Below are 25,173 nucleotides of genomic sequence, written 5' to 3' on the forward strand. Positions count from 1 at the left end.
GCGAATAAGCTTTTCTCAGCGCACGCATCTGACAATGTGCTTGGTTTCCCAGTTATAAAATCCCCCATGACTCAGCAAACTGATATCCTTGCGCAATTTCGCACCATTTTGGGCGCGAGCAATCTCTACACCGGCGAAAAGAAGACGGCCTATTATCGCTCAGGCTTTCGCTCTGGCATCGGCGGCGCACTCGCGGTCGCCTTTCCTCAAACTTTGCTACAACAATGGCAAGTGCTACAAGTCTGCGTCGACAACGGCTGCGCAATTATCATGCAAGGCGCCAAGACTGGCCTTACTGAAGGCTCCTGCCCCAGCGGCGATGACTACGGGCGCCCAGTCGTCATTATCAACACCTCGCGGCTCAAGAAACTCATCCTTCTCGCCGGCGGCAAGCAGGCACTCGCCTTTCCGGGCACCACCTTACACGAGCTGGAAAACCAACTGGCACCGCTCCAACGCGCACCGCACTCCGTGATCGGATCCACCACCATTGGCGCCACTATCGTGGGTGGCATCGCCAATAATGCCGGCGGCGCGCTCTGCAAGCGTGGCTCCTCCTACACCACGCTCTCGCTCTTCGCCCAAGTAAACGCCGACGGCAAACTCTGCTTGGTCAATAAGCTAGGTATCAAGGGCCTAGGCGACACTCCGGAAGAGATTTTCGAACGGCTGGAAAGCGGGCGGATCGACGATGCCGACTTAGAAGCGTGGGATGCCCCGGCCTCCGACCGCGAATACGCCGACCGCATTCGCGACCTCGAGACCGATGCGCCCAACCGCTACAACGCAGACCCGAAACGACTCTGCGATGTGAGCGGCAGCGCGGGCAAGGTCGCGGCCTTTGCCGTGCGTGTCGACACCTACCCGCTGCCCAAGAAAAAACAGGTATTCTTCCTCGGCAGTAATAACCCGAACGACTTCAGCGCACTGCGCACACATATTCTCGGGCAATTCAAAGAACTGCCCGAGATGTGCGAATATATGAACCGAGACATCTTTACCGTGGCCGAGCGCTACGGCAAAGATGTCTTTCTATCCATCAAATACATCGGCACCCGTCGCTTACCAGCGGCCTACGCCCTCAAATCGGCGGTCGAATACCGACTCAACAAACTCAGTTTCTTACCAAAGTTCCTGCCCGACCTCAGCCTGTATCACGCCAGCCGTCTATTTCCGCAGCACTTACCCCAGCGCCTACTCGAATACCGCGACCGCTTTAAATACTACCTGATCCTCAGCATGTCGGACGATGGGATCGAAGAAGCACGCCGCTATCTAAGCGAGCAATGGAGCCAGCGCGAGGGCGTGGACTTCTTCGAATGCACGCCCAAAGAACAAGAGGCCGCCATGCTGCATCGCTTCGCCGCAGCCGGCGCTGCAATACGCTATCAAAACGTGCACCAAAAACAAACCGAAGAAGTACTGGCACTCGACGTCGCACTGCTGGGCAATGACCCTGATTGGGTCGAAACGCTCCCGCCCGAAGTGAGCGAGCACTTGGACCTCTCACTTGATTATGGGCATTTCATGTGTCACGTATTCCACCGTGACTATATTTTCAAAAAAGGCACCGACCTCAAAGCAATGAAAGCGCTGCTACTAGAACGCCTCGACGCGAAAGGCGCAAAATATCCTGCCGAACACAATGTCGGGCATCTCTACCAAGCCGAACCGCAACTCAAGGCATTCTACGAACAGCTGGATCCAACCAATACTTTCAATCCTGGCATCGGAAAAAGTAGTAAACGCCCACGTAGTATCATTACTTGACCTCCGGCCGCGACGACCGCGATGCTGGCAAAAAAGGCTCCAAAGATACACCGACCGATGTATTCACTCCGCTCATACCAACAAGAAGCAGTCGATCGTACACTCCAGTATTTCAGGAGACGCCGCAACCCAGCAGTGATTGTTTTGCCGACCGGTGCTGGCAAGAGCCTGGTCATCGCGGAACTCGCAAAGATTGCTAAAGGCCGTGTCTTGGTGCTCGCCCACGTCAAAGAACTGGTCGAGCAAAACCATCTTAAATACGAAAGCTATGGCCTCAAAGCGGGCATCTACTCGGCGGGGCTCAACCAAAAAGATCACGTAAACAAGGTAATCTTTGGCAGCATTCAATCGGTCGCCAAAGCGCGCGAATCCTTCTTTAGTGATTTCACACTGGTTGTGATCGATGAATGTCACCGCATTGGACTGGAGCCGGAAAGTCAGTATGCCAAAGTTATCAAACAACTCAAATTGAACAACCCGCGCATTTGTATCCTCGGCCTGACGGCCACGCCCTATCGCTTAGGGCTCGGCTGGATTTATAACTACGCACTGCGCGGCGAATTAAAAACTAAAGAGCCGCGCTTTTTCAAACACTGCATTTACGACCTGCCGCTGGAGTATATGATCCGGAATCGATATCTGACGCCACCGGTCAAAGTCGACATCCCCGTCACCAGCTATGATTTCTCTGAGCTCAGCCAAGGCGGCCAAGCCTTCACCATGGCGCAAGTGGAAGAAGTGCTGCATCAACAGCGACGCCTCACGCCCCTGATCATTAAGAACATCATCGACATTACCGAGCGCGACCAGCGAGAGGGCGTCATGATATTCAGCTCCACCGTGAAACACGCGCAAGAAATCATGGACCACCTGCCGGCCGGTCAGGCGCGACTCGTCATCGGTTCCACCGAACTGAGCGAGCGCGACCAAATCGTAAATGATTTTAAACAGCGTGCCTTCAAATATTTGGTCAACGTATCCGTATTGACCACTGGCTTCGACGCCGCACACGTGGATGTGATCGCGATCCTGCGTCCCACTGAATCCATTAGTTTGTACCAACAAATCATAGGTCGTGGTCTGCGGCTAGATACTGGCAAAAAGGACTGCTTGGTATTAGATTATACTGGAATGGGACATAGCATTTTTAGCCCAGAGGTGGGCGAGAAAAAGACAGAATCCGAATCGGTTCCGGTGCAAGTGCCCTGCCCTGAATGCGGCTTCGTCAATGATTTCTGGGGTATCGTCGATGAGGCTGGCAATCTGATCGAGCATTTCGGCCGCATATGCCGCGGCGGTCAAGTCAACCCCCAGACCTATGTATTCACCCCCTGCGGTTATCGCTTCCGCTTTAAAATTTGTGAGCAATGCGGCGCTCAAAATGATATCACTGCGCGCGACTGCCCGCACTGCGGCAACGTGCTGATCGACCCCGATGTAAAACTCAAACAAGCCCGCCTCTCCAAAGACGCCCACGTGCTGACACCTGACTCGATTGAGATGCTGGAGCGAGTCGACAAAAAAGGAACTCCCTATTTGCAAGTAAAGTATTACGATTACGACGCACAGTTTCTATCGGAGATGCACTACCTCAATAATTCGATCAGCCAGAAAAAGTTCACGATCAACTTCCTAAGGTCACACCTGCGAAGGCCCGAACAGCCCGTACAGATACGCTCTGTTGAGGAAGCGATCCAATTACAGCCGCAGTTGCGCATGCCGGCATTTGTGATCGCTCGCAAGCAAGGCAAGTTCTGGAAGATTACCGAAAAAATATTTAGCGAAGAGCTGTAATGATGCCCCCCCGGTTCGAAGAACCGAGGATACAGAGAGCTACGCACCCCGGTTCGAAGAACCGAGGATACAGAGAGCTACGCACCCTGGTTCGAAGAACCGAGGATGCGGCCACCCTCTACTTCAAGAGGTTCTTAATGTCGTCGAGGTTCACCTTGGCATTCGCCGCTTTACTCTCATCGAAGAGTTCTTGCAAGATCTCGGCCTTCTTCGCCTGCAGCTCCAGCACCTTTTCCTCCACGGTGTTGGCAGCGATCAGCTTGATACTGGTCACCACCTTGGTTTGCCCGATACGGTGGGCCCGGTCGGTGGCTTGGGCTTCGGCGGCGGGATTCCACCATGGGTCATAGTGCACGACGGTGTCGGCTCCCGTGAGGTTGAGACCGGTGCCGCCGGCTTTCAGTGAGATCAAAAATACGGGAATGCTTTCGTCCTCGTTAAACTGATCACAGATAGCGAGGCGATTCTTAGTCTTACCATCGAGGTAGCAAAATTTGTGGCCTTTCTGCTCTAAATGCTCGGCCAGCAGTTGCAGCGCGGTCACGAAGCTGGAAAAGACTAGAATGCGGCTACCGGCGTCGAGACACTCATCCAGCACTTCGTCGAAGGCCGCCAGTTTGGCCGAGTCTTTGGCTGGAAATTCTTCGTCTAGGATGCGTGGGTCCACACAGGCCTGACGCAGACGTAGTAACTCGGTGAAGGCGGCAAATTGCACACGGCCGGCGTTGGCACCGGACATTTCCAAATTAAAGATGTCGCGACGGGTTTTCTCCAAGGTGTCTTGGTAAAAGCGTTGTTGCTTATTGCCGAGCTCACAGAAGAAGGTCTTCTCGATCTTATCGGGCAGCTCAGGCGCCACTTCTTTTTTGGTGCGGCGCAGGATGTAAGCGGCAGCGCGCTCGGCTTGGCGTTTGTTGTGCCATGCCTTATCGTCCTGCGACATCTTGCCGGCAGGCTTTTGCAGATAGCCTGGCATGAGAAAGCTAAAGAGCGAGAGCAGATCATCGAGGGAGTTTTCCACGGGAGTGCCCGTCAGCAAAAAGCGCCCATCGGCATGCAAACTGGTCAACGTCTTGGCGTTTTGGCTGCGACGGTTTTTAATGTGCTGCGCTTCATCACCAATCACCACACACCAGTCCATCGTGCCGAGCAGTTCGGCATCTTGGCGCAAGGTACCGTAGGAAGTGATGATCAGGTCATATTCCTCCAGCACCACGGGCTCTTTGGCGCGCTTGGGGCCATGGTGCTTGTGTGTCTTCAGGTTGGGGGTAAAACGCGCGGTTTCACGCAGCCAGTTCTCAACCAAACTGGCCGGACAAACCACCAACGCAGGCCGCTTGGCGGCGGGCTTGCCCCCCGACGGCCCCGAGCCTTGCGTGACAATACACTCAATCAATGCGAGTGCCTGCAAAGTTTTCCCCAAGCCCATTTCGTCGGCGAGAATGCCGCCCAACTGGTGCCGGTAGAGGTGCCAGAACCAGGCCACCCCGATGCGTTGATAGGTGCGCAAAATAGCATCAAATCCGGGCCGGATGGGCGCAGCCTCCAAAGCACCGACTTCCTTGAGTGCGCGACTGCGCGACTGCCAAGCTTGCGGCGGCTGCCAGCCTTCGCAAAGTTCGTCCAACAAGTCTTCGACATCGATCAAGTCTTGCGTTTCGAGGCGCTTAGAAAAAGTGGGCGTAAAGGGACGGTCGGCCTGGCCACTGACAGAGCGTTCGAGTTGATGCAATTGCTCAACCGACGTACGGTCGAGCAAAGTAATCGCGCCGCCCTCGGCTTCGACGTAGTTTTTGCCACTCGCCAAAGCGCGCCGCAGCTCCATCTCGTCCGTGCTCTGACTGAGACTCACCTCAAGGGCGAATTTACCGCCGTCTTCTTTAGCTTCCACCCGTAAGGCTGACACTTCGACGGCCTGCAACTTGGACTTAAAATTATCGGTAAACTCTGCCTGCCAGTCGCGCTCCAGCGCTTTCCAATGGCCTGCCAGAAAGTTGAGCACCTTATGGCGATCGCGCAGCCACCACTTGCGATTGCTGGGTTCGAGCATAAAGCCTTCGGCCTTCAACAGCGTGCGCAAGGGCTGCACCGAGGCGGTATCGCCAGATGGCAGACGGATCGCGAGATAATGCGGCGAGCCATCGACCACCACGCTCTTGTGAGAAAAATTCTCCATCGAGGCGGCAGCTTCACTGGCGACGGGATAGTCGGCCTTGCGGGCCTGCCATAGCTTCGCCCCCTTCGACTCTGCAATCCGGCGCAGATTGGGCTTGGACTTTTCGCGTAGGCTTATGTTGGCAGGAAAGCTGCGCTTTTTCACTGGCTCGGGCTTCGGGTCGAGCGTCACTGGCTCCGGTTCGGGCTGCTCGGGCTTGGCTAGCTCGGGTTCACCTAAAAATTCATGCACCCCGGGCAATGTGCCCCCCACCCAATCAATGGGCGCGTTGGGCTTCTTGACCCAATACACAATCGACTCTCCCCGCACAGCATCCAGCAGCTGACGCAGTTGTGCCCCCGTAAGCTGTAACAAACTCGAGAGCTTGCCACCACACCACGACTCTACCAGCTTGAGCACCGCGACCTGCTGCGGCGCCACCTTATACTTTTGACGCGGGTTGAGCTTATTTAGCGGCAAGATCTCACGCCCGGCGGCGGCATCCAGCTTGAGCACAATTGCGCCACGCCCAGCCGCCTCTTCCAAGTTCGGCGGCAAAAAGATCAACACACGCAATAGCAATCCATCCGCCCCCAGCTTGATAGAACGCACGCGGGGCAATTTAGGCGCTTTCTCCGGAGCCGGCGCGGGCTTAGGCTCGGGGGTCGCCGCCAAAGCCTCGGCCACTTTGGCATGTTTCGCCTCTTCTTTGAGTGCTTGATAGTGCAGCGCTGTCGCCAGCACGTGCACGCATACTTTACGCCGACGCCCATCCAGACAAGAGCAACTGCTCTCGGCAAATACCGTCGAACGCAAATTGAGCTCGGGGGTATAGACCGCATCGCCCCCATCGACTAGCCCTTTTAATACAGGACTCTCCCATTCGGCCGATTCGACAGCATGCGCTTCAAAGAGCTTTTCTGCCTGGCGAAAAAGAATACCACCCCCCAATTCAATCAGGAAGTTACGGTCAAAAGTTGGTGCGGGTTTTGAGGGAAGTGCCATAAACAGGGAGAATCGGACAAAATATCGGGGCCGAGGCAACCCCGCAAAAAAATTTCCTATTTCCAGAATTGCAGCCCACCATGCAATTCCTATCGATGGGGCGGATGAAAACCAAGGTTGCTGTTATACTATCCGGCTGTGGCGTCTATGACGGCGCGGAAATCCAAGAATCCGTGCTCACACTGTTGGCCCTCGCGAAGGCAGGCGCCGAAGTCAGCTGCATCGCGCCCGACATCGCACAGAGACATGTCATCGACCATGCCACTGGCGAAGAATTGGAAGACGAAGACCGCAACGTCATGACCGAGGCAGCACGCATCTCACGCGGCGAAATCCTCCCCTTTGACAATGTACGAGCCGAAAACTTTGACGCATTTATTTATGTAGGCGGCTTCGGCGTCGCCAAAAACCTCTCCAGCTACGCCTTCGACGGCAGCGATTATGATGTCGACCCCGCTGTGATCGACCTGATCCAGAGCGCCCACGAGGCAGGCAAAGCGCAGGGCTTCATGTGTATCGCCCCCGTTCTGGCAGCACGCGCCCTGGGTGCGCAACACGTGCAATTGACCATCGGAAACGACTCAGATGCAGCCACCGCCATAGAAGCTAAAGGCGCCCGCCACCTCGCCTGCAAGGTCGACTCCATCGTAGTGGACGAGGCAAATCGCGTAGTCAGCACACCCGCATATATGCTCGCCAAATCGATTACTGAAGCCGAAGCTGGTATCAATCAACTGGTCAATGCCGTGCTTAAATTTTGCTAATAGCGCGCAATATCCAGATTGCGAGCTTGACGGAGCGAATTTGAGGCCTTTAATCCGCGCATTCCAAAGCAGCCTAGCTCTGTAAAACACATTTAATCTAAGAAACAAATCCCATGGGACAGCCAAAACGCAAACAATCCAAGCAACGCAGCCGTAAACGCCGCGGTGCTACAACTTTCGCACTGCCACAATTGTCAAAAGACTCACAAGATGGCACATTGTTCCGCCCACACCGCGTGAACCCTGCCAATGGCATGTATCGTGGCCGCCAAGTGCTAGATGTCGAAGTCTAAGCACTCGGACGCGTCATAACATTTACATCTGACTTCCTATATGCGCGCACCCGACGGTAAATGCACCATCGCGGTCGATGTCATGGGAAGCGACCTCGGGCCCACGGAATTTATCCGTGGGCTTTTGTATGCCACCGAGGAGCTCAAGCTCGACTGCGACTTCACTTTGTGCGGCAAGGGCCGCTTAATCGAGCGACTACTCAAAGTACGCAAGTCCTCGATCGATCCTGCGAAAATTAGCATCCATGACGCCAGCGAAGTGGTCGGCATGGATGAAAAGCCAATCCAAGCGCTACGTAAGAAGAAAGATTCTTCGATGGTGCAAGCGATCGAGCAACTACGTGCAGGCAAGGCCGACGCAGTTGTGAGCTGCGGCAATACAGGCGCGCTGATGGCGGGTGGCACACTGCGACTACGCCCACTCGATGGCGTAGATCGCCCAGCTCTGGGGATTATCATCCCTAGCAGACGCAAACCTTTCGTATTGATCGATGTCGGCGCCAACCCAGAGTCCACTGCGCTCAATCTCGTCCAGAATGCAGTGCTCGGCGCCAACTATGCGAAGGCCGCACTGGGCTGCACCAGTCCGCGCGTCGCCCTACTCACCATCGGCACCGAAGAGGGCAAGGGCAACAGCTTGATCAATGCCACCCACATGGACCTACAAAAGATCAACAACAAGGTGATCAATTATGTCGGTCCGATCGAAGGCTTTCAGCTATTCGAAGGCGACGTCGATGTCGTCGTCTGCGACGGCTTTGTCGGCAATATCGTGCTCAAATCCAGCGAGGCTCTATTCGGCTTCATCGGCGACACCATCAAACAAGAGCTGGTCCGCAATCCCAAACGCATCCTCGGCGCCGCACTTTCCAAGTCAGCCTTTCGCGACATGAAAGAACGCCTCAGCCCCGACCAACACGCGGGCGCGCCTCTACTCGGACTAAAAGGGAACATTTTAAAATCTCACGGCTCCTCTAATTATATTGCGATCGCCAATGCATTGCGGATCGCCCGCGAGGTTGTGATGCATGATATGATTGACTCTATCGGCTCAGATATCAATCAAGTGGGTGATCTGATCTAGAAGAATCTGCCCGACACCACATAAAAGGCGAGCAGGCTTCATCTGGCCACTCACGCAGAATTTAATTTTTATTTCAATGCCACAGCCTACTCAATCCGTAATCATCACCGGAACTGGAGCGTACACGCCCGCGAATGTAGTCACCAACGATGATATGGCCCAAATTGTGGAGACTTCGGACGAATGGATCCGCACACGCTCCGGCATCAGTGAACGCCGCTTCGCCGCCGAAGACGAAACCACCAGCGACATGGCCCTAAAGGCCGCGGAACAGGCAATCGAAGCTGCCGGCATTGATCGCAGCGAGATCGATCTCGTCATCGTCGCCACCATGACGCCCGATATGCCCTTTCCTTCCACGGCATGCCTGCTCCAACACAAGCTAGGGCTCAATAATATTACCGCATTTGACCTCCAGGCCGCCTGCTCTGGCTTCATCTACGCGCTCAACACTGGCAGTAATATGCTGCGCTCCGGAGCCTATAAAAAGGCCCTCATCGTAGGCGCCGAAAAGATGAGCTCGATCTTAGACTTTGAAGATCGCACCACCTGCGTGCTTTTTGGCGACGGCGCCAGCGCTGTCATTTTAGAACCCTCCGAGCAGCAGCAAGTCGGAGTGCTCGACTCAATCACAGGCTCTGACGGTTCCAACCCCAGCCTTCTATTCCAAGCAGCCGGCGGTTCCGCCATTCCTGCCAGCGCAGAGTCTGTCGCAGCGCGCCAGCATTTCATAAAAATGAACGGCAAAGAGATCTTTAAGCTCGCCGTTCGAGTCATGGGCCAAGTCAGCCAAGACGTATTGGAACGTAACGACTATAGCACCGAGCAAGTCGACCTACTGATCCCCCACCAAGCCAACATGCGCATCATCGACAGCTTGGCCAAGCGAATGAAACTGCCGATGGAACAACTTCACAATAATCTGGATCGCTTCGGCAACACCTCAGGCGCTTCGGTCGGCATCGCACTCGACGAAGCCTTTCGACAAGGCCGTATAAAATCGGGCGATCTGGTATTACTCGTCGCTTTCGGGGCAGGCTTGACCTGGGGCGCCTCACTGATCAAATGGCAATAAATCAGCCCTAAGATTGCAGTCTATCGGCACTCAACACACTATGCATACCATGCAACGCAGCTCTTCCACCTTTCTCGCAATTTGCTTTTTACTCGCGTCTGCCCTGCAGCTACAAGCGAGCCTCAACCCGTTCACTTGGTTTCAGAGCGAGGAGGAAGACATCATTTCGCTCAATGTCGCAACTCCTGCGCAAGAAGCTGAGGCCAGTGCACTTCTAGAAACAGCCAAAGCAAAGCTAGCCGCGGGCAGTACAGGCTCTGCACAGCGCACGTTTAAGAAAATTATAAAGAAATACTCGACTGCGAAAGCCGCCGCCGAAGCTCACTATTATAATGGCCAAATTTTAATGAGTAAAGGCCGCTGGGACAAAGCCTTCACCAGCTTCCAAACAATCGTCGCCAAACACCCCAGTTACGAAAACTTCGATCAAGTCATCGGCGCTCAATTCGAATGTGCCACCGCACTCATGGAAGGCGCCCGCGGCCGCATCCTCTGGATCATCCCCGGCTTCAAACAATACGGCGAGGCCACACGCGAGTTTGAGCAAATCGTGCGCAACGCCCCCTATAGCGACTATGCGCCCCTCTCCTTAATGAACATAGCGATCGTCTCCGAAATGCAGGAAAAGCCGGAAGAGGCCATCGATGCACTCGATCGCGTGATCAACTATTACCCGCAAAGCATGCTCGCACCCGACGCCTACTATAACATGGCCGAGACTTATTCAAATCTCGTCAAAGGCGCCCAATACGACCAAGGCTCCACCCGCCAAGCGATCAGCTACTACGAAGACTTCCTGATTCTATTTCCCAAAAGTAACTACCTAGGGAAAGTCGAAAGCAACCTCGACTCCATGGAAGACTTGCTCGCACGCAGTCGCCTCAGCTTGGGAGATTTCTACTACAACTACCGCGCCAACAACACCGCAGCTCTGGTCTTTTACAACGAAACGATTACCATCGCCCCCGAATCCGAAGCAGCCGATGAAGCACGCTTACGGATTGCCGATATCGACGCCGGCGTCAAACCGACCTCCGGAGCAAGCCTATTACGCAAAATCCTTTCAGACTAAAACGGCCGGCCACAGCACCCACTTTACTTGCAATTATGAAGATGCTCCCAAATGCCCTACGCACTCCCCTCATCGCAGCACTGACATTGCTGACTATGATCTTTGCCAGCGGCTGCAAATCCTATCAATGGGGCAACCCCGCCGAGCTCCCCTTTAAATCGATCTACATCAAGCCTGTCACAAACGACAGCTTCGCCCCACAAGCACAGGCACTGCTCAGCCGCCAAATTCGCGATGCCTTCATTCGCGACGGCCGCAGCCAACTGGTCACTAGCGAAGAAGACGCCGACGCCGTGCTACTGGTCAATTTAACAAAATATGAGCGCAGTGCCGCTGCCCGTAGCAGCGAAGACACCGCGACTGCAGCCGATTTCGACCTCTCTCTAACTGCAATCGTCTCTCTCTATAATCAAAATCAGGGCGATTACTTTTTTAAAGAGCGCAGCATTAGAGAAACTGCCAACGCCTACGTTAACAACCCCTACGCGACTGTCACCACACCTGCCAGCAGCACACAAGACTTCCTACAGTCCGAGTATCAAGCCATGTCACTGTTAACTCGTGACCTCGCACGTTCCATCGCCGACGAAGTGCTCAGCCCCTGGGAGCCCAGACTGAAGCAATAAGCCAAAGCGCCAGCTCTTTTTTTTAACGCCGACGAAAGTCGGCGTTTTTTTGTACCCTCCCCCAGAGCATACACGATCGCAACCAGTGCAAACAGCGAAAGTGAGATTCATTATCAGATATTCAGTTGACAGAGAAAGGACACAACGATTCGAACTTACGCCCCCCTCAACTATATCAACAAAAACAAAATGAAATTATACCGATTACTTACACTGCTCTCACTCTGCAGCGCAGCCCTTGTATCCACGCTCTCGGCAGCGACCGAAACGGCCGACTCCATGCCTTCGCGCGAAGTCATGTGGGAGATGCTCCAAAAACAACAGCAACAAATCGCCGAGCTGACTGCATTGGTTAAAGCCAACCAGTCCAGTGCGGTCGAAACCCGCCGCGAGCTCGCACAAGCCAAAGCAGCCGCGAGCAGTGCGCAGTCCGAAGCCAACAACACTCGTAAAGCGCTGGCATCGACTCAAGCCCAGCTCGAGGCCACCACTCTCGCGGTGGAAGAATCTGGCAGCAGCTTCGGATCTGCTGGCTGGTGGGAAAAGACCTCCGTGGGCGGCTACGGCGAACTGCATGCGAACTTTTATGAAAATGCGGACAACCAAATCGATTTTCACCGATTCGTACTCTTCGTCAACCATGAGTATAACGACTGGATCACCCTCTATACCGAACTGGAGCTAGAACACTCCCTCGCTGGTGACGGTGCGAGCAAACCAGGTGAAGTGGAACTCGAACAAGCCTTCGTCCGCATGGACTGGACCGAACGCTTCAGCACCGATGCGGGTCTCTTCCTAATGCCTGTCGGCATTACCAATGAAACACACGAGCCCAACACATTCTACGGAGTCGAGCGCAACAACATTGAGTCCCGCATCATTCCCTCCACATGGTGGGAAGCCGGCCTCAAAGGCACCTACCGCTTCAATAATGGCGTCGCCGTTGATGCAGGCATCACTTCCGGTCTGGATATGACCACAGATGGCGTCATCCGTGGCGCACGTCAAAAAGTCGCTGAGGCCATCAACAACGAAGCTGCCTTCGTCGCTCGTGTAAAATACACTGGTATCGCGGGGCTCGAACTCGGCGCTTCAGCCTTCTATCAAGATGAAATGACACAATCCGCAGGCGGCGATGTTTCCGGTCTATTGACAGAAGTGCATGCCGACTACAGCTATCAAAACTTCCGTCTGCGTGCCCTCTATGCCCGTTGGGACTTAAGCGGCACCATCGACTCTGATGCCGAAAATCAATACGGCTTCTACATCGAGCCCTCCTACCGCTGGCAAGTGAGTGAAAAATATGGCGAGCTCGGCGTCTACTTCCGCTACAGCAACTACGAGTATTACACAGGCACGCTGCTCAGCGAAAACGACATTTACGAGCTCGGCCTCAACTACTGGCCACACCCGAATGTCGTCTTCAAGGCCGACTTACAAGAAATCTCCGAGTCCGACCAATATAGTGCCAAAGGCGACACCGTCTTGAACCTAGGCGTCGGCTACCAATTCTAAGCGCTCTTAAAGTCAAAACCTTGGCCTGCGCTTGCTCTTTCAGCCAGCGCAGGCCTTTTTGGTATCTATGCACTTTCGCCTCAGTACATTCAGCTTGCTCCTCCCCCTGTTCCTAGTGGTCAAGGTCGGCTTGCAAGCAAAAGAGGACATCTACCTGGAGCCTGACAGTTTCATCCAACAGAGCTTCGAAGGCACGCCCGAACAAAAAGTGCTATGGTTGACGAAGGAAACCAAGGCCCGCATCAAAGCAGTTTTCGGCAGCGACTATCCGGGCCTGCGCATCCGCTACTGGCAACAGGGCCCGCGCACCGCATGGATTCTTGAAGAGATCGGTAAGGTCAAGCCCATCACTACCGGCTTCCTCATAGAGGGTGAGCGCATGCTACAGATGCGCGTGCTCATTTACCGCGAAAGCCACGGCTGGGAAGTACGCTACCCCTTCTTCACCGATCAATTCACGGGCCTACAATTATCCCCAGAGCAAAAGCTTAATAAGAAGATCGACGGCATCAGCGGCGCCACACTCTCAGTCAACGCGCTCACCCGCCTCTCAAAACTAGCGCTCTTCTTACACCAGGAGGTGTCGCAATGAATTTCCCGCGCAAACGTGTGATACTCGCTTGGCACCGCTGGATGGGGCTAGTCTCGGCCTTGTTTCTAGTCGTGCTCTCCATCACTGGACTGGCGCTCAACCATACCGAGCGGCTGGGTTTAGATACGATTCAACTCAAGCACTCGTGGGTGCTCCGTCGCTACGGCATGGCCGCAGGCTCCGAGATCGAGGCTTACCGCATCCACACATCCGACACACTCGCACACCTAAATGGCCAACTATTCTATAACGGGCAGCCACTCACCAGCGCGGCAACGCCCCTTGGCATCATCGAAGGCGATCCCATCACGGTCGTCGCCACCGCCCACCGCCTAATTTATTTAAGCCGTGATGGCCAGCTGATCGAAAGCTTGCATCACAGTCAACTCCCCTACTCCAAACTCATCGCAGTGGGACGCAGCCCCGACGGGCGCCCCATACTGGTCGCCGAAGGTGCGAATTGGAGCCCCGACGCGGACTGGCTGGAGTTCGAAGCCTATTCAGACAGCTACCAGGTGAGCCCACTCACGCAAACGGAGCTCCTCCCGAGCCAAACCACTGCCCTGCTGGAAGCCTTTCAAGGGGGCGGCGTCTCCCTATACCGCGTGCTGCTCGATTTACATGCCGGCCGCATATTCGGTTGGGCTGGGCGCACAGTAATGGACCTGACCGCCCTCGCGATCCTGCTACTCGTCAGTTCTGGCATCGCAGGCTGGCTACGCAAATCACGCCGTAAAACTCCTACCAAACCTTAATGCAACGCCGCCGCTTCATACAAATCATGGCGACCTCGATCGCCGGCCTAAGCCTCGGACAATCACTAGGCGCACGCTCGCTGCAAGCTCTGCGCTGGCGCGGCTACACCCTCGGCACCGAAGGTCAATTCACACTCTACTGCCAGCGCCCAGCACAGGCGCAGCGCACCCTCGACGCCTGCTTTGCCGAAATCCGCCGCCTCGAATCGCTGTTCAGCCTCTACGACGACCAATCTCAAATCTGCCAACTCAATCGCTCTGGCACACTCGTAAACCCTGCCCCCGAATGGCAACCTCTGCTGCAGGCGATCGACCGCGCTCACAAACAGACTGCAGGCCTATTCGATCCCACCATTCAAGCCTTGTGGAAGACCTACCAAGCACACTTCCAGGCACATGCACAGTCACGCTCCGGCCCCAATGCAGACGCACTCCAAACGGCCCTCGCCCGCACAGGCTGGCAACACGTGGAACACAGTGAACATGCAATCCACTTTCAACACCCTGGAATGGCACTCTCGCTCAACGGTATCGCTCAAGGCTACATCACCGACCGCATCGCCCAAATCCTGCAAGATGCAGGCTACGGCCAAGTGCTGATCGAACTGGGCGAAACACGCGCACTGGGGCAACATCCCGATCAACGCCCCTGGCAGCTCGGCATCCAAGATGCCAACGATCGCAGCCAGATCGCCCAAATCGCCGAACTCGAAAACCAAGCTCTCGCCACCAGTGGCAGCTACGGAAGCCGCTTCTCCGAAGACGGCACATTCCATCATTTGATTCACCCCCAAACTGGCCGCCCTGGCAACAGCTGGAAAAGTCTCAGCGTGATCGCCCCCAGCGCAACCGAAGCTGATGCCCTCTCGACTGGACTCTCTTTTGCCAGCCGAAAGCAAATTCAGCAGCTCCAGCAGGCACACGCTCAGATTCAAGTCATCACACAGTCCTAATAGAGCCATAGCGCGAATCCAAGCAGCAGGCCTAGCGCGACTTCGCCGCAGACATCATTGAAGCGCAAGTTATAGTTAATCCGCCTTCACTGCGCAGCGTTCGCCCATTTTTGCATAAACTTCGCGCCCAGCGGCCGCTTGTTCCAGTAAGTCCGCGTCGAGTTGAACCGCGCCCTTTTGATAAATCGTGGTCACACAGGAGCCTCCAAAAGAGAAGTAGCCCTTGTCGGCACCTTTCTCGACCGCACCCGGCCTGAAGGTGGAATGCATGCCACCCACGCAGGTCGCGCCGACCTCCATCACCAGCACTTTACCAAATTCTGCCGAGTTCACCACGGTGCGCGCACGGCGATTTTCCCACAAGATCGAAAGGTTTCGGCGCAGCGCCAATGGACTCACCGAGCGCAAGCTGCCAGGCAAAATCTGCACCGCAGTAGCCTCACCGGAAACTGGAAAATGATAGCGATGATAGTCCACCGGGCACAAGCGCGAGATCACCATCGAACCACCCGCAAATTCACGCGCCAGCGCAGCATCCCCGACAAATGCCGCCAGATTGAATGCTTGCCCTTTAATGTAAAAGCGCTCTGCCCGATCGACATTCTCGATCCCCAGATGCCGCCCGTCCGCGGGAAAGACCACCGTCGCCGGGTCGGAATCCACCGGCCGCGCGCTCGGCTTCAATTTGCGGTAGAAAAACTCATTAAAGCTGCCGTAACGCTCGACCGGCTCAGCAAACTCATCGGCATCCACTCGGTAATTTTCGATAAAGGGCTGCACCTTGGCCCGGCTCTTCGCTGCATCCATCCGCCAACCATACCACTTCGAGAACCACAGACGCTTCACCGCCACGGCCACCGTCAAGCGGCCCAACGGATTCCCATACGCCCAGCGCAGAAAGCCCTCCCCATAGACATCCTCCGTCTCCACAGCACCACCGTGACGATTGTAAAACTCGATGGCTGCGTTATATTCTGCTTCCTGACTCATACTGTGCTAATCAATTTTTCCGTCCATAGCGACGGTGCGTGCGCTTAATTTCCTTCAAGGTCGACTCATTCACCTCACTGGTGTGAAACTTCGAAACAGCGACTCGTTGCGACTGATAAATCCCCGTGTGCCCACTAAAGTAGTAAGCCACGAAGCAAGCAACCGCGTAATAGATCGCATTCTCCGCACCAAATAGCTCGATCCCCATCATGGTGCAAGCCAGCGGTGTGTTCGTTGCGCCGGCAAAGACTGCGATAAAGCCCAGCCCGGCTAATAAATCCACGGGAGCCCCCAATAATAGCGCCAGCGAGTTCCCCAAGGTGGCACCGATAAAAAACAATGGCGTCACTTCCCCGCCCTTAAAACCTAAGCTCAAGGTAATCGCCGTCAGCAGTAGCTTCCAAAACCAACTAAAGGGCTCCGCCCCGCCCGCCGTAAATGCGGATACGATGCTCACCCCCTCCGGATCTGGCGAACGCACCCCCAACCCTAAATAATCGTAGCTGCCAATCAGCACACTGATGCCCAACACCAAGAGGCCGCCAATCACCGGTATCAGCCACTTGCGGGCCACCAGCGCCTGCGAAGTGGACTTGAGCCAGTGCGATAACTCCGCAAAGGCATAACTCGCCAGCCCAAAGCAGGCGCCCGCCAGCACAACCTTTAGCAGCAAAACCAGATCCAAAGAAAAATACCCGATCGCCGCCTGGGCCGAATACGCGATATGATACTGCGTGTGGTGGATGGGAAAGGCATGACAGGTCACATCCGCCAACAAACTCGCAAACAAACAAGGCAACAGGGCATCGTATTTAATCCGCCCGATTGCCAATACTTCCAGCGCAAAGATCGCCCCCGTCACCGGCGTGCCAAAGACCGCACCAAAGCCGGCCGCCATTCCCGACATCAATAAAATGCGCCGATCCTCCCGCGAGAGCCCGAAGCGCTGGCCTAAATACTCCGCAATACTGCCCCCCATTTGCACCGCAGTGCCCTCGCGCCCAGCCGAGCCACCGAAGAGATGCGTGACCACCGTTGTGAGCAAAACCAAGGGCGCCATGCGAAAAGGAATCCCCCCGCCAGGCGCATGAATCTCATCCATGATCAGATTATTGCCCGCCTCTGAGTTTTTGCCCCAGTAGCGATAGAGCGCATAAATACCGACTCCCGCCAGCGGCAACAGCCAAATCAACCACATGTGCGCCTGCCGTGCCTGCGTCGCCTGCTCCAAGAGCCATAAAAACAACGCCACCATCGCTCCCACCGACACCGCCACCGGCACCACCAAAAGCGACCACCAGGCCACGTGCCGCGCGATCCGAAACGGCTCAAAACTATGTCCTGCATTCGCCATTGTTAAAATAAAGCGCAGACTCGGCTTTTGCGTACTGTTTCGGCATTTTGCATATATATTGCTTGGCGGGAATCACGCCCCCTGTAAAGCCTACCATTTCACACCTTTTTCTTATGACCGACACCATAACCGAATTTGACAGCATTCTCGAGGCACTCCACCACGCAATCGAGAAGAGCGACGCCGCCGCCGCAATCCGGACGCTACAACAAGCCGACCACGATCAAACTGCCAAACTAATCGACCGCTTGTCCGTCGAAGATCGCCAGGCCCTCTTCGGACTACTCACACCGGAACAAGGTGCCGAAGTCCTCGAACGCGTCTACTACTTCCAAGGTGCCGACATCATCGAAGAACTCTCGGCCCAAGTCGCCGCCCCCTTCGTGGCCGAACTCGACAGCGACGACCGCGCCGACCTGATGAACGAACTCGACCAGGCCGACTCCGAGGCGATCCTGGAAGAACTCGACGAAGATCTCGCCCACGAAACACGCCGCTTCATGGCCTACCCCGATGGCACCGCCGGCGCCATTATGTACAGCGAGTTCGTCTCCTTTCAGGCCGATATGACGGTTGAAGAAATCCTGAACGACATCCAAACCAACCGTAAAAAATACATCGAGTTCGGCGTCCAATACGCCTACGTGCTCGGCCGCGAGCATCAACTCCTCGGCGTCCTGCCCGTGCGCAACCTACTCTTCGCCAGCCGCAGCCAACAGGCCAGCGAGATCATGATTCCCAAGCCCACCACCGTGCATGCCTACGACACGATCGAGCAACTGGAAGACATTTTCGAAGAGCACAACTACCTCGGCCTACCCGTCATCAACAAAGACGGCTGCCTCATCGGCATCATCGACCGCGAATCCACCACCGAAGCGCTACAAGAAGCCGCCACCGAAGATCTGCTCAAATTCCAGGGCTTGATGGGTAAAGAAGAGCTCCGCTCCATGCCACTCAAAGTGCGCAGCGGACGCCGCCTCTCCTGGCTCAGTATCAATGTCGTGCTCAACCTCATCTCCGCCAGTGTGATCGCCATGCACCAGGATACCCTCGAAGCCGTCATCGCGCTCGCGGTCTTCCTCCCCATCATTTCCGACATGTCCGGCTGCTCCGGTAATCAGGCCGTCGCCGTCTCCATGCGCGAACTCTCCCTCGAACTCATCAGCCCCAAAGAGTTTCGCCGTGTCTTTTTCAAAGAATCCAGCGTCGGCCTCATCAACGGCGCCTGCCTAGGCCTGCTGATAGGCGGCCTCGCATGGCTCTGGAAAGGCAACGCCGTGTTGGGCCTGGTGGTCGGCACCGCCCTCGCGCTCAACACCACCGTCGCGGTCTGCGTAGGCGGCTTAGTCCCCCTCGCACTCAAAGCCTGCCGCCAAGACCCCGCACTCGCCTCCGGCCCCATCCTCACCACCGTCACCGATATGTGCGGCTTCATGCTCATACTAGGCCTCGCCTCGCTATGCCTCCCGTATTTGGTATAATGGCGGAGGAATGATGATTGATGCTGGATATGTCTCAAATCATCATTCACCCACCATCATTCATCCGCCATCATTCATCCACCATCATCCACCCGCCATCATCCACCCGCCATCATCCACCCGCCATCATCCACCCGCCATCATCCACCCGCCATCATCCACCCGCCATCATCCACCCGCCATCATTCATCCGCCATCATCCATCCGCCATCATCCACCCGCCATCTAAAAATTATCCCGTTTAGTCCTTGATCTTTCCTCAGGGGGCCCATTTATTCCTCCGCTTTCACTTTTAACAAAGAGTCCTACTATGTCACAACACAACAGTTTCAAAGCCGCCGGTGGTGGTGGTAAAAAGAATCGCACCGTCCTCAAGCGCTTCGAGCGCGTAGACTTGCTCCGCAAGCGCGGACAGTGGGAAGACGGCAACCGCGTCATTGGTCTAAAAAAGACCAAGCCCGAGGAATAAGCCTCCAGACAGACTATTTACAAAGCCCTTTTCAATTATTGAGAAGGGCTTTTTTATATTCTGCGCATTCTATTGAAAATCAGTAGTGACATCCTTGCAGCCTTTCTCAGTATTCAGCCATACGTATAAGTCATTCTCCTGGTAGAAACCCTATTTCTGCCGCTAAACACCCGTATCAAGATCGACTAAACATCAATGTTACCCTACCTGCACATCCTGATACGCGTAGAAGACGACGGCTCACTTCACGCCTTAGGTGCATTTACTAGCAAAGAGAAACAACTCGCCTACCAAAAAGAAAGTGGCCTCAAAGATAGCCAAGTGCGGCTCGACTTTTTCAATGGTCCCTTCGACGAAGATATCACCGTCATCTACGCAGGACACCGCCGTTGGAATATGGACCTGTTCCAGCTCGGCGGTTACTTTAAGAGCGAAGGCGAGGCTTGGACTTGGGTCACTCAAGAGGGGTACGTCAGCGTACTCCCCATCGACATCACCTACGAAGAAGAAAAAGCCCTCCAAAAAGACGCCCTAGATCGCTACGCCAAGCTACAACGCCGCTGGCGCCTCGCCACCTACGAAGAACTCGTCAACCGGGAAGGAGCCGATAAGGCGCGCGCCAATATCAAGCTCCGCTTCTACGAAGACGCACTCGAATCTTTCAAGCCCAAAACACGCCGCGACCTACGTGCGCTCTACGCCTTTGTCGTCTTAATACTCTGCCTACCACTCGCAGTGTTTTACTTCCTGACTCGAGGCCCCGAATACGGCGAAAATGTAGACTCCGTCAGCTGGCTTCCCAGCTACACCAGCGACATTTCATACTACCGCTCTAACCAAGTACAGGTCTTTGAATTCAAAGTGAGCAGCCAAGACTTTAAGCGATGGGCCGAAAGCCGAGGCATGAGTGTGCGCCGCCTCATCACCAAAGAGATCATCAGTCGCTACAAAGCCTATATCCCACCTCCTAACAGCCAATCCACCGCCACCGTACCCCCAGGTGGCGTACTTAGCGTCGGGGAATTTGAGTCATGGCAAGACGATATCAGCGCCAAAGTGGAGCAAGGGCTCATTGCAGAAAGTCCCCTCAAGGACATCGCGATCTACGATAATCGCACCCAAAAAGCTTATTACGAATTCCTCATCAATTTCTAAAAAAATTGCTAAATTGCCGCCGATCCAATCGATTCAACTGTCGAATAGCCCCTCTAGCCCCTGATCTTGCATCAATACTTTGACAGGTGTAATCTAAGTAACAGTATGGATCAACCGATAAGGCATTCCAGTTAATCATGCAGGCTAAACACCCTAGAGCGTTTTCATTAATAGAACTAATGGTCGTCGTCACGACCATTGGCATCTTGGCGCTGCTAGCAACACCAGGCATACGCTTAGCAGCAGACCGCACTCAAGCCACTGCCACCGCCAACGACATCCGCGTATTCACTGAGGCCATTGAATTTTACAGCACCTCAGAGGGCAACTATCCAGAGGCCATGACCTATACTCGCATGCCCAACGAGATTTCAAGTTACCTAGCGACGCCATGGAAGAACGGCAGCTACAGCTGGTTCTACGTCAATACCGATGACTTAACCTACGTTTACGTATATAACTTAAACTTCACCGCCGAACAGGCCGTCCGCTTAGACAGTATCATCGACGATGGCAACGTCGCCACAGGCGTCGTGCGCATGGCGGTAAACGGCAGCGGCCTCATTTATTTGTTTAAGTATGACCCATAAGAAAAGGCTCATCAGCACTCGCCTCGCAAAGCGACGCGCCCCCAAACAAGCGAAACGAGAATCGCGCTTGCAATTTGCCAATAAATAGCGAGCTTAAGGAAGTTCTTTGAGAGAAGCACCGCACACGCGGACACAATTCTTTCCGTATAACCTTTCAGCGACACGCGAGCACAGATCGGGCATTCCCCATCCGTTTTTCGCCATTCGCCATTTTTCAGGGGGTGTCACGGATTCGACCTTGTGTCGTAGTACGAGGCTGCATGCCGGAGATAATGGAGGCTCCGTATCAATCCATTACAAAAATTAATTGGCGAAGAACAATTCGCACTTGCTGCTTAAAGCGGCAACGTTTCTACCCTGACACCTGCTAAGGAATAGAAGCGTCGACTAGCAGGCATAGCTCGATAAGTTGGCTTCCGCTTATCAGCTGTATTCAGGAAGCCTGGAAACTGAAGAGTCCGCTTAGAGACGCTTCAGCAACGACAACAAATTCTAAGCTAAGCATGTAGATGCCACGTGTGAAAGCACGAGGGACGCGGGTTCGACTCCCGCCACCTCCACCATTCTTGTCCAAGCTACGCTTGGGAACAAAAATGAGTGCCCGGCGTAGCTCGACACGTCCGCCGTAGCTTTAGCGAAGGAGGAAGAGCGAAGACGGGCGACAGCTCAAGACAACAAAGAGCCGCTGAAGCTCCCCACAACACTCCTCCAGTTCAAAGAACTGAAGCCATCACGAATCATCAATTCCCAGAATTGGAGCCAACGACCGAGCTGCTACAAAGCACGCATCTCTAGCTCCGCTCTTAACTTCAACGTACGACTAAACGTATCTGCCTTGATTTGGTCCTGCTGCAACTGGATCAACAGTGCCTGCAGCTCACGATCCGTCTCTGAAGCTTTTTCAAGCTCACGCTGAAAAGCATGCAAACTAACTCGCTGGTCAAATAATTCGAAGCTCGAATCGATACTCGGTGGCTATAGATTGAAACAATGCCACAATCCAAACTTTCAAAAAGTAAGCCAAACATAATCCTGGTGACCACAGATCAGCAACGCTGGGATGCGCTAAATTACAATCGTCCGGGAACAGCGCTGCGCACGCCGTTTCTCGACGCGATGGCAGCCGGAGGCCTCAATTGCACCAGAGCCTATACGACTTGCCCAGTCTGCATTCCTGCGCGGCGCTCACTTTTATCGGGTCTGCATCCGCAAACACATAAGCTTTACGGCTATCAGGATGGCTTGGATTGGGAGGCTCCAATATCATGTCCGGAAACACTCGGTCGCAATGGCTACCAGACTCAATTGATTGGCAAACTGCATCTACACCCTCAGCGTAAGAGCTATGGTTACGATCATCAAATTCGCGTCGAAAGCCCGAATGATCGCGGAGATACTATTTTACAGAATGTCAACGACTGGGCCAAGGACCTGAAACGCAGGGGGATCGAACATCCCAATCATTCAGGCATAGATTCGAACGGACGCGCGGCGAGGCCTTGGGACCTCGAGGAGCAGTATCACCTAACCAGTTGGTTAACGGACCGTGCCGTGGAGTATGTGACCGAGTATCGCGACCCAACGCGTCCGTTTTTTCTACACCTGAGCCATTGGGCACCGCATCCACCACTAATTCCACCGCAGGCCTATTGGGATCAATATGCGAATCATGGTATGACGCCTGCCTATGGTGATTGGGCGCCCGACTTACCATGGCGTCCAGGCACCGCCGATACAAATGCGATCGGTCCTTTCCGTGAAGATGAAATCGAAGACATGATTCGTGGCTACTACGGATTGGTCACTCACATCGACCATCGCATGAATCATTTTATGTCGCGGGCCTTTGGTTATGGCTCGCCGCGAGCGCATGAGCCAACCGTGATCATTTACACTTCCGACCATGGTGAGATGCTCGGCGATCACCACCTCTACCGCAAGTCCTTACCCTATGAAGCTTCAGCTCACGTGCCTTTCTTCATCTGCTGGCGCAATATGGACCTAAAGCCTGGGGCATTTGACGGGCTGGTGAGCTTGGAGGATGTGACAGCAACGATTTTCGACCTATGCGGTGTGGCGCAGCCTGAGCAGTATAATAGCGAATTAGAAGGACGCTCTTTAGTCCCGGCTCTGCGTGGTGAAAAATGCCATACGCGTGATCGTCTTTTTGGGGAATGCACCGGAGTGGGCACACACAACTACATGATCGAGGGCCCCTTGAAATATATTTGGTTCGAGCGAACGCAGGAAGAGCAGCTTTTTAATGTTCTAGACGATCCAGATGAAACACATGATTTGTCAGGCTCACACAAGGATCTATTACCGAATTTCCGTAAGCATATGGCCGACTACCTGAAAGATCGAAGCGATCGTCATTACGACCCAAGTCAATGTGTGCCCTGTAACAATCAGCCTCCGAAGGTTTTCTGGGAAAAGCACTTGTAGGTAGTGAAAAACTGTGCCCCGAGACTATTAGAGAGCAGCCTCCGGGCAGCTAACACAATCTAGCACTCATGGCTTGAAAATGAAAATAGGCTGCATACTACTCCGCTGCGGATACACACCATGAGCGAGCCGACCACACAAACAACTAACGAAAACTGGATTCTACGCAAGATCGTCGATTCGAAACCATTCGCTTCGTTCATCATCGCCGTGATTGTTTTCGCAGGCGTGCTCGTTGGGGTGGAGACCTTCCCGTCGGTAGTGGAACGCCACTACAGTCTACTACATTTTCTAGATAATCTGGTGCTGGGGATCTTCACACTCGAAGTCATCCTGAAGATGGGCGCTGAGAAAAGACAGCCTTGGCGCTACTTTAAAGATGGCTGGAACATCTTTGATTTCAGCATCGTAGCCGTCTGTTTCCTGCCACTGGGAGGCAGTTATGTGGCCGTTTTACGCCTGTTCCGCCTACTGCGGGTCTTTCGCCTCATCTCGGTCATTCCAAAGTTACAACTACTTGTCACCGCCCTACTGCGCAGCTTGCCCTCGATGTTTTATGTCTGCCTCTTGCTGTTTTTACTTTTCTACGTGTATGCAGTGATTGGTGTAATGCTCTTTAGTGGCAACGATCCGATTCACTTCGGGAATCTATGGAGCTCCTTCCTATCGCTATTCCGAATTGTAACACTGGAAGATTGGACAGACGTAATGTACCTACAAATGTATGGCTCGGACGTCTACCAGGGCTATAATCAAGATTTGAGTGGTATTGACTTCAGCCCGAAAGCGATGCCGGTGATCGGCATGCTCTACTTCGTATCCTTCGTGACCATCGGCACAATGATCATGCTCAACCTTGTGATTGGCGTTATTATCAACGGAATGGATGAGGCTCAGAAAGAAATCGCAGACCGCAACTTACACGACATGCTCACCCACGAGAATTCTTACGATCAAACACGCGAACAAAAAATCAGCAGACTGAAAAAACAACTGAATAAAATTTCGAAGGAGCTCTCGGATTTAATTTAAATAAACTCGCACGTGGATACTTTCCATTCATCAATGTAGCTCCGTAGCTACGTTGATCTATGGTCTGACCTAGAATAGAGGCACTCATGCGGCCAAACGAACAATGTCTAGGTAGTGTTTTAAATTAAAGATTCACGTACAACGCAATCTTCATGAGCTTCCTACTTGCATCCCCGGCGACAGTATTCAGCATTAGCAGCT

22 protein-coding genes and 1 other RNA gene are annotated in these 25,173 nt (G+C 54.2%); 20 read left to right on the forward strand and 3 right to left on the reverse strand.

Going from position 1 to position 25,173, the window contains the following annotated elements; genetic code table 11:
• Positions 1–66: 66 nt before the first annotated feature.
• Positions 67–1,770, forward strand: a complete 1,704-nt coding sequence (gene dld / locus QEH52_RS06405; protein WP_308949268.1) for a D-lactate dehydrogenase — start codon at positions 67–69, stop codon at positions 1,768–1,770.
• Positions 1,771–1,827: 57 nt separating this feature from the next.
• Entirely contained in the window at positions 1,828–3,564 is a 1,737-nt protein-coding gene (radD, locus tag QEH52_RS06410; protein ID WP_308949269.1) for a DNA repair helicase RadD, read from the forward strand.
• Positions 3,565–3,682: 118 nt separating this feature from the next.
• Here the strand turns inward: radD and QEH52_RS06415 are convergent, their stop codons facing one another.
• Positions 3,683–6,724 carry a DEAD/DEAH box helicase gene (locus QEH52_RS06415; RefSeq protein WP_308949270.1) on the reverse strand — a complete coding sequence of 1,014 codons (3,042 nt, stop codon included), beginning with the start codon at positions 6,722–6,724 and terminating at the stop codon, positions 3,683–3,685.
• A gap of 104 nt (positions 6,725–6,828) precedes the next feature.
• Between QEH52_RS06415 and elbB the strand changes: the two genes are divergently transcribed.
• The 10 genes from elbB (at position 6,829) to QEH52_RS06465 (ending at position 15,453) form a co-directional block, all read left to right on the forward strand.
• Positions 6,829–7,488 carry an isoprenoid biosynthesis glyoxalase ElbB gene (elbB, locus tag QEH52_RS06420; RefSeq protein ID WP_345785449.1) on the forward strand — a complete coding sequence of 220 codons (660 nt, stop codon included), beginning with the start codon at positions 6,829–6,831 and terminating at the stop codon, positions 7,486–7,488.
• A 113-nt stretch (positions 7,489–7,601) separates the two neighbouring features.
• The gene (rpmF, locus tag QEH52_RS06425) at positions 7,602–7,781 is read left to right on the forward strand and encodes a 50S ribosomal protein L32 (protein ID WP_308949272.1); all 180 of its coding nucleotides are present in this window, start codon (positions 7,602–7,604) and stop codon (positions 7,779–7,781) included.
• A gap of 40 nt (positions 7,782–7,821) precedes the next feature.
• Positions 7,822–8,865 (forward strand): phosphate acyltransferase PlsX, encoded by a 1,044-nt coding sequence (gene plsX / locus QEH52_RS06430; protein WP_308949273.1) that lies wholly within the window; start codon positions 7,822–7,824, stop codon positions 8,863–8,865.
• Between the two features lie 76 nt (positions 8,866–8,941).
• Positions 8,942–9,940: a beta-ketoacyl-ACP synthase III gene (locus QEH52_RS06435; protein ID WP_308949274.1), complete on the forward strand. Its 999-nt coding sequence runs from the start codon at positions 8,942–8,944 to the stop codon at positions 9,938–9,940.
• A 40-nt stretch (positions 9,941–9,980) separates the two neighbouring features.
• Complete coding sequence (gene bamD / locus QEH52_RS06440; protein WP_308949275.1) at positions 9,981–11,012, forward strand: outer membrane protein assembly factor BamD; 1,032 nt, start codon at positions 9,981–9,983, stop codon at positions 11,010–11,012.
• A 35-nt stretch (positions 11,013–11,047) separates the two neighbouring features.
• Positions 11,048–11,638, forward strand: a complete 591-nt coding sequence (gene lptE / locus QEH52_RS06445) for an LPS assembly lipoprotein LptE (RefSeq protein WP_308949276.1) — start codon at positions 11,048–11,050, stop codon at positions 11,636–11,638.
• Between the two features lie 189 nt (positions 11,639–11,827).
• Entirely contained in the window at positions 11,828–13,153 is a 1,326-nt protein-coding gene (locus tag QEH52_RS06450; protein ID WP_308949277.1) for a hypothetical protein, read from the forward strand.
• A 67-nt stretch (positions 13,154–13,220) separates the two neighbouring features.
• Positions 13,221–13,745 (forward strand): FMN-binding protein, encoded by a 525-nt coding sequence (locus QEH52_RS06455; RefSeq protein WP_308949278.1) that lies wholly within the window; start codon positions 13,221–13,223, stop codon positions 13,743–13,745.
• A complete protein-coding gene (locus QEH52_RS06460) occupies positions 13,742–14,500 on the forward strand; it encodes a PepSY domain-containing protein (protein ID WP_308949279.1) in 759 nt (252 codons plus the stop codon). The genes QEH52_RS06455 and QEH52_RS06460 overlap by 4 nt, the downstream gene beginning before the upstream one ends.
• Positions 14,500–15,453: an FAD:protein FMN transferase gene (locus QEH52_RS06465; RefSeq protein WP_308949280.1), complete on the forward strand. Its 954-nt coding sequence runs from the start codon at positions 14,500–14,502 to the stop codon at positions 15,451–15,453. Before QEH52_RS06460 ends, QEH52_RS06465 begins: the two co-directional genes overlap by 1 nt.
• A gap of 75 nt (positions 15,454–15,528) precedes the next feature.
• On the opposite strand, the gene asd is transcribed toward QEH52_RS06465, so the two are convergent.
• Together asd and QEH52_RS06475 are read right to left on the reverse strand one after the other, a co-directional pair.
• On the reverse strand, positions 15,529–16,443 hold the full coding sequence (asd, locus tag QEH52_RS06470) for an archaetidylserine decarboxylase (protein WP_308949281.1): 915 nt from the start codon (positions 16,441–16,443) through the stop codon (positions 15,529–15,531).
• A gap of 10 nt (positions 16,444–16,453) precedes the next feature.
• Complete coding sequence (locus tag QEH52_RS06475) at positions 16,454–17,797, reverse strand: voltage-gated chloride channel family protein (protein WP_308949282.1); 1,344 nt, start codon at positions 17,795–17,797, stop codon at positions 16,454–16,456.
• 113 nt (positions 17,798–17,910) lie between these two features.
• Here QEH52_RS06475 and mgtE point away from each other — a divergent pair, with 113 nt between their 5' ends.
• The 8 genes from mgtE (at position 17,911) to QEH52_RS06515 (ending at position 24,972) form a co-directional block, all read left to right on the forward strand.
• The gene (mgtE, locus tag QEH52_RS06480; protein ID WP_308949283.1) at positions 17,911–19,281 is read left to right on the forward strand and encodes a magnesium transporter; all 1,371 of its coding nucleotides are present in this window, start codon (positions 17,911–17,913) and stop codon (positions 19,279–19,281) included.
• 10 nt (positions 19,282–19,291) lie between these two features.
• Complete coding sequence (locus QEH52_RS06485) at positions 19,292–19,510, forward strand: hypothetical protein (protein WP_308949284.1); 219 nt, start codon at positions 19,292–19,294, stop codon at positions 19,508–19,510.
• A gap of 81 nt (positions 19,511–19,591) precedes the next feature.
• Positions 19,592–19,750, forward strand: a complete 159-nt coding sequence (locus QEH52_RS06490) for a small basic protein (RefSeq protein WP_308949285.1) — start codon at positions 19,592–19,594, stop codon at positions 19,748–19,750.
• A 195-nt stretch (positions 19,751–19,945) separates the two neighbouring features.
• Positions 19,946–20,905 (forward strand): hypothetical protein, encoded by a 960-nt coding sequence (locus tag QEH52_RS06495; RefSeq protein WP_308949286.1) that lies wholly within the window; start codon positions 19,946–19,948, stop codon positions 20,903–20,905.
• Positions 20,906–21,042: 137 nt separating this feature from the next.
• A complete protein-coding gene (locus tag QEH52_RS06500; protein WP_308949287.1) occupies positions 21,043–21,495 on the forward strand; it encodes a type II secretion system protein in 453 nt (150 codons plus the stop codon).
• Positions 21,496–21,712: 217 nt separating this feature from the next.
• Positions 21,713–22,058: a transfer-messenger RNA gene (gene ssrA / locus QEH52_RS06505) on the forward strand.
• Between the two features lie 427 nt (positions 22,059–22,485).
• The gene (locus tag QEH52_RS06510) at positions 22,486–23,940 is read left to right on the forward strand and encodes a sulfatase-like hydrolase/transferase (RefSeq protein ID WP_308949288.1); all 1,455 of its coding nucleotides are present in this window, start codon (positions 22,486–22,488) and stop codon (positions 23,938–23,940) included.
• Between the two features lie 120 nt (positions 23,941–24,060).
• A complete protein-coding gene (locus QEH52_RS06515) occupies positions 24,061–24,972 on the forward strand; it encodes an ion transporter (RefSeq protein ID WP_308949289.1) in 912 nt (303 codons plus the stop codon).
• The last annotated feature ends 201 nt before the right edge of the window (positions 24,973–25,173 follow it).

Origin of the sequence: Thalassobacterium maritimum, from assembly GCF_031127805.1 — a bacterium.
GTDB lineage: Bacteria > Verrucomicrobiota > Verrucomicrobiia > Opitutales > Coraliomargaritaceae > Thalassobacterium > Thalassobacterium maritimum.

What these genes read in the sequence shown, in the direction of transcription:
- dld (WP_308949268.1), top strand. Translation starts at nt 67, where the DNA reads ATGACTCAGCAAACTGATATCCTTGCGCAATTTCGCACCATTTTGGGC.
- radD (WP_308949269.1), top strand. Translation starts at nt 1,828, where the DNA reads ATGTATTCACTCCGCTCATACCAACAAGAAGCAGTCGATCGTACACTC.
- QEH52_RS06415 (WP_308949270.1), bottom strand. Translation starts at nt 6,724, where the DNA reads ATGGCACTTCCCTCAAAACCCGCACCAACTTTTGACCGTAACTTCCTG.
- elbB (WP_345785449.1), top strand. Translation starts at nt 6,829, where the DNA reads ATGAAAACCAAGGTTGCTGTTATACTATCCGGCTGTGGCGTCTATGAC.
- rpmF (WP_308949272.1), top strand. Translation starts at nt 7,602, where the DNA reads ATGGGACAGCCAAAACGCAAACAATCCAAGCAACGCAGCCGTAAACGC.
- plsX (WP_308949273.1), top strand. Translation starts at nt 7,822, where the DNA reads ATGCGCGCACCCGACGGTAAATGCACCATCGCGGTCGATGTCATGGGA.
- QEH52_RS06435 (WP_308949274.1), top strand. Translation starts at nt 8,942, where the DNA reads ATGCCACAGCCTACTCAATCCGTAATCATCACCGGAACTGGAGCGTAC.
- bamD (WP_308949275.1), top strand. Translation starts at nt 9,981, where the DNA reads ATGCATACCATGCAACGCAGCTCTTCCACCTTTCTCGCAATTTGCTTT.
- lptE (WP_308949276.1), top strand. Translation starts at nt 11,048, where the DNA reads ATGAAGATGCTCCCAAATGCCCTACGCACTCCCCTCATCGCAGCACTG.
- QEH52_RS06450 (WP_308949277.1), top strand. Translation starts at nt 11,828, where the DNA reads ATGAAATTATACCGATTACTTACACTGCTCTCACTCTGCAGCGCAGCC.
- QEH52_RS06455 (WP_308949278.1), top strand. Translation starts at nt 13,221, where the DNA reads ATGCACTTTCGCCTCAGTACATTCAGCTTGCTCCTCCCCCTGTTCCTA.
- QEH52_RS06460 (WP_308949279.1), top strand. Translation starts at nt 13,742, where the DNA reads ATGAATTTCCCGCGCAAACGTGTGATACTCGCTTGGCACCGCTGGATG.
- QEH52_RS06465 (WP_308949280.1), top strand. Translation starts at nt 14,500, where the DNA reads ATGCAACGCCGCCGCTTCATACAAATCATGGCGACCTCGATCGCCGGC.
- asd (WP_308949281.1), bottom strand. Translation starts at nt 16,443, where the DNA reads ATGAGTCAGGAAGCAGAATATAACGCAGCCATCGAGTTTTACAATCGT.
- QEH52_RS06475 (WP_308949282.1), bottom strand. Translation starts at nt 17,797, where the DNA reads ATGGCGAATGCAGGACATAGTTTTGAGCCGTTTCGGATCGCGCGGCAC.
- mgtE (WP_308949283.1), top strand. Translation starts at nt 17,911, where the DNA reads ATGACCGACACCATAACCGAATTTGACAGCATTCTCGAGGCACTCCAC.
- QEH52_RS06485 (WP_308949284.1), top strand. Translation starts at nt 19,292, where the DNA reads ATGATGATTGATGCTGGATATGTCTCAAATCATCATTCACCCACCATC.
- QEH52_RS06490 (WP_308949285.1), top strand. Translation starts at nt 19,592, where the DNA reads ATGTCACAACACAACAGTTTCAAAGCCGCCGGTGGTGGTGGTAAAAAG.
- QEH52_RS06495 (WP_308949286.1), top strand. Translation starts at nt 19,946, where the DNA reads ATGTTACCCTACCTGCACATCCTGATACGCGTAGAAGACGACGGCTCA.
- QEH52_RS06500 (WP_308949287.1), top strand. Translation starts at nt 21,043, where the DNA reads ATGCAGGCTAAACACCCTAGAGCGTTTTCATTAATAGAACTAATGGTC.
- QEH52_RS06510 (WP_308949288.1), top strand. Translation starts at nt 22,486, where the DNA reads ATGCCACAATCCAAACTTTCAAAAAGTAAGCCAAACATAATCCTGGTG.
- QEH52_RS06515 (WP_308949289.1), top strand. Translation starts at nt 24,061, where the DNA reads ATGAGCGAGCCGACCACACAAACAACTAACGAAAACTGGATTCTACGC.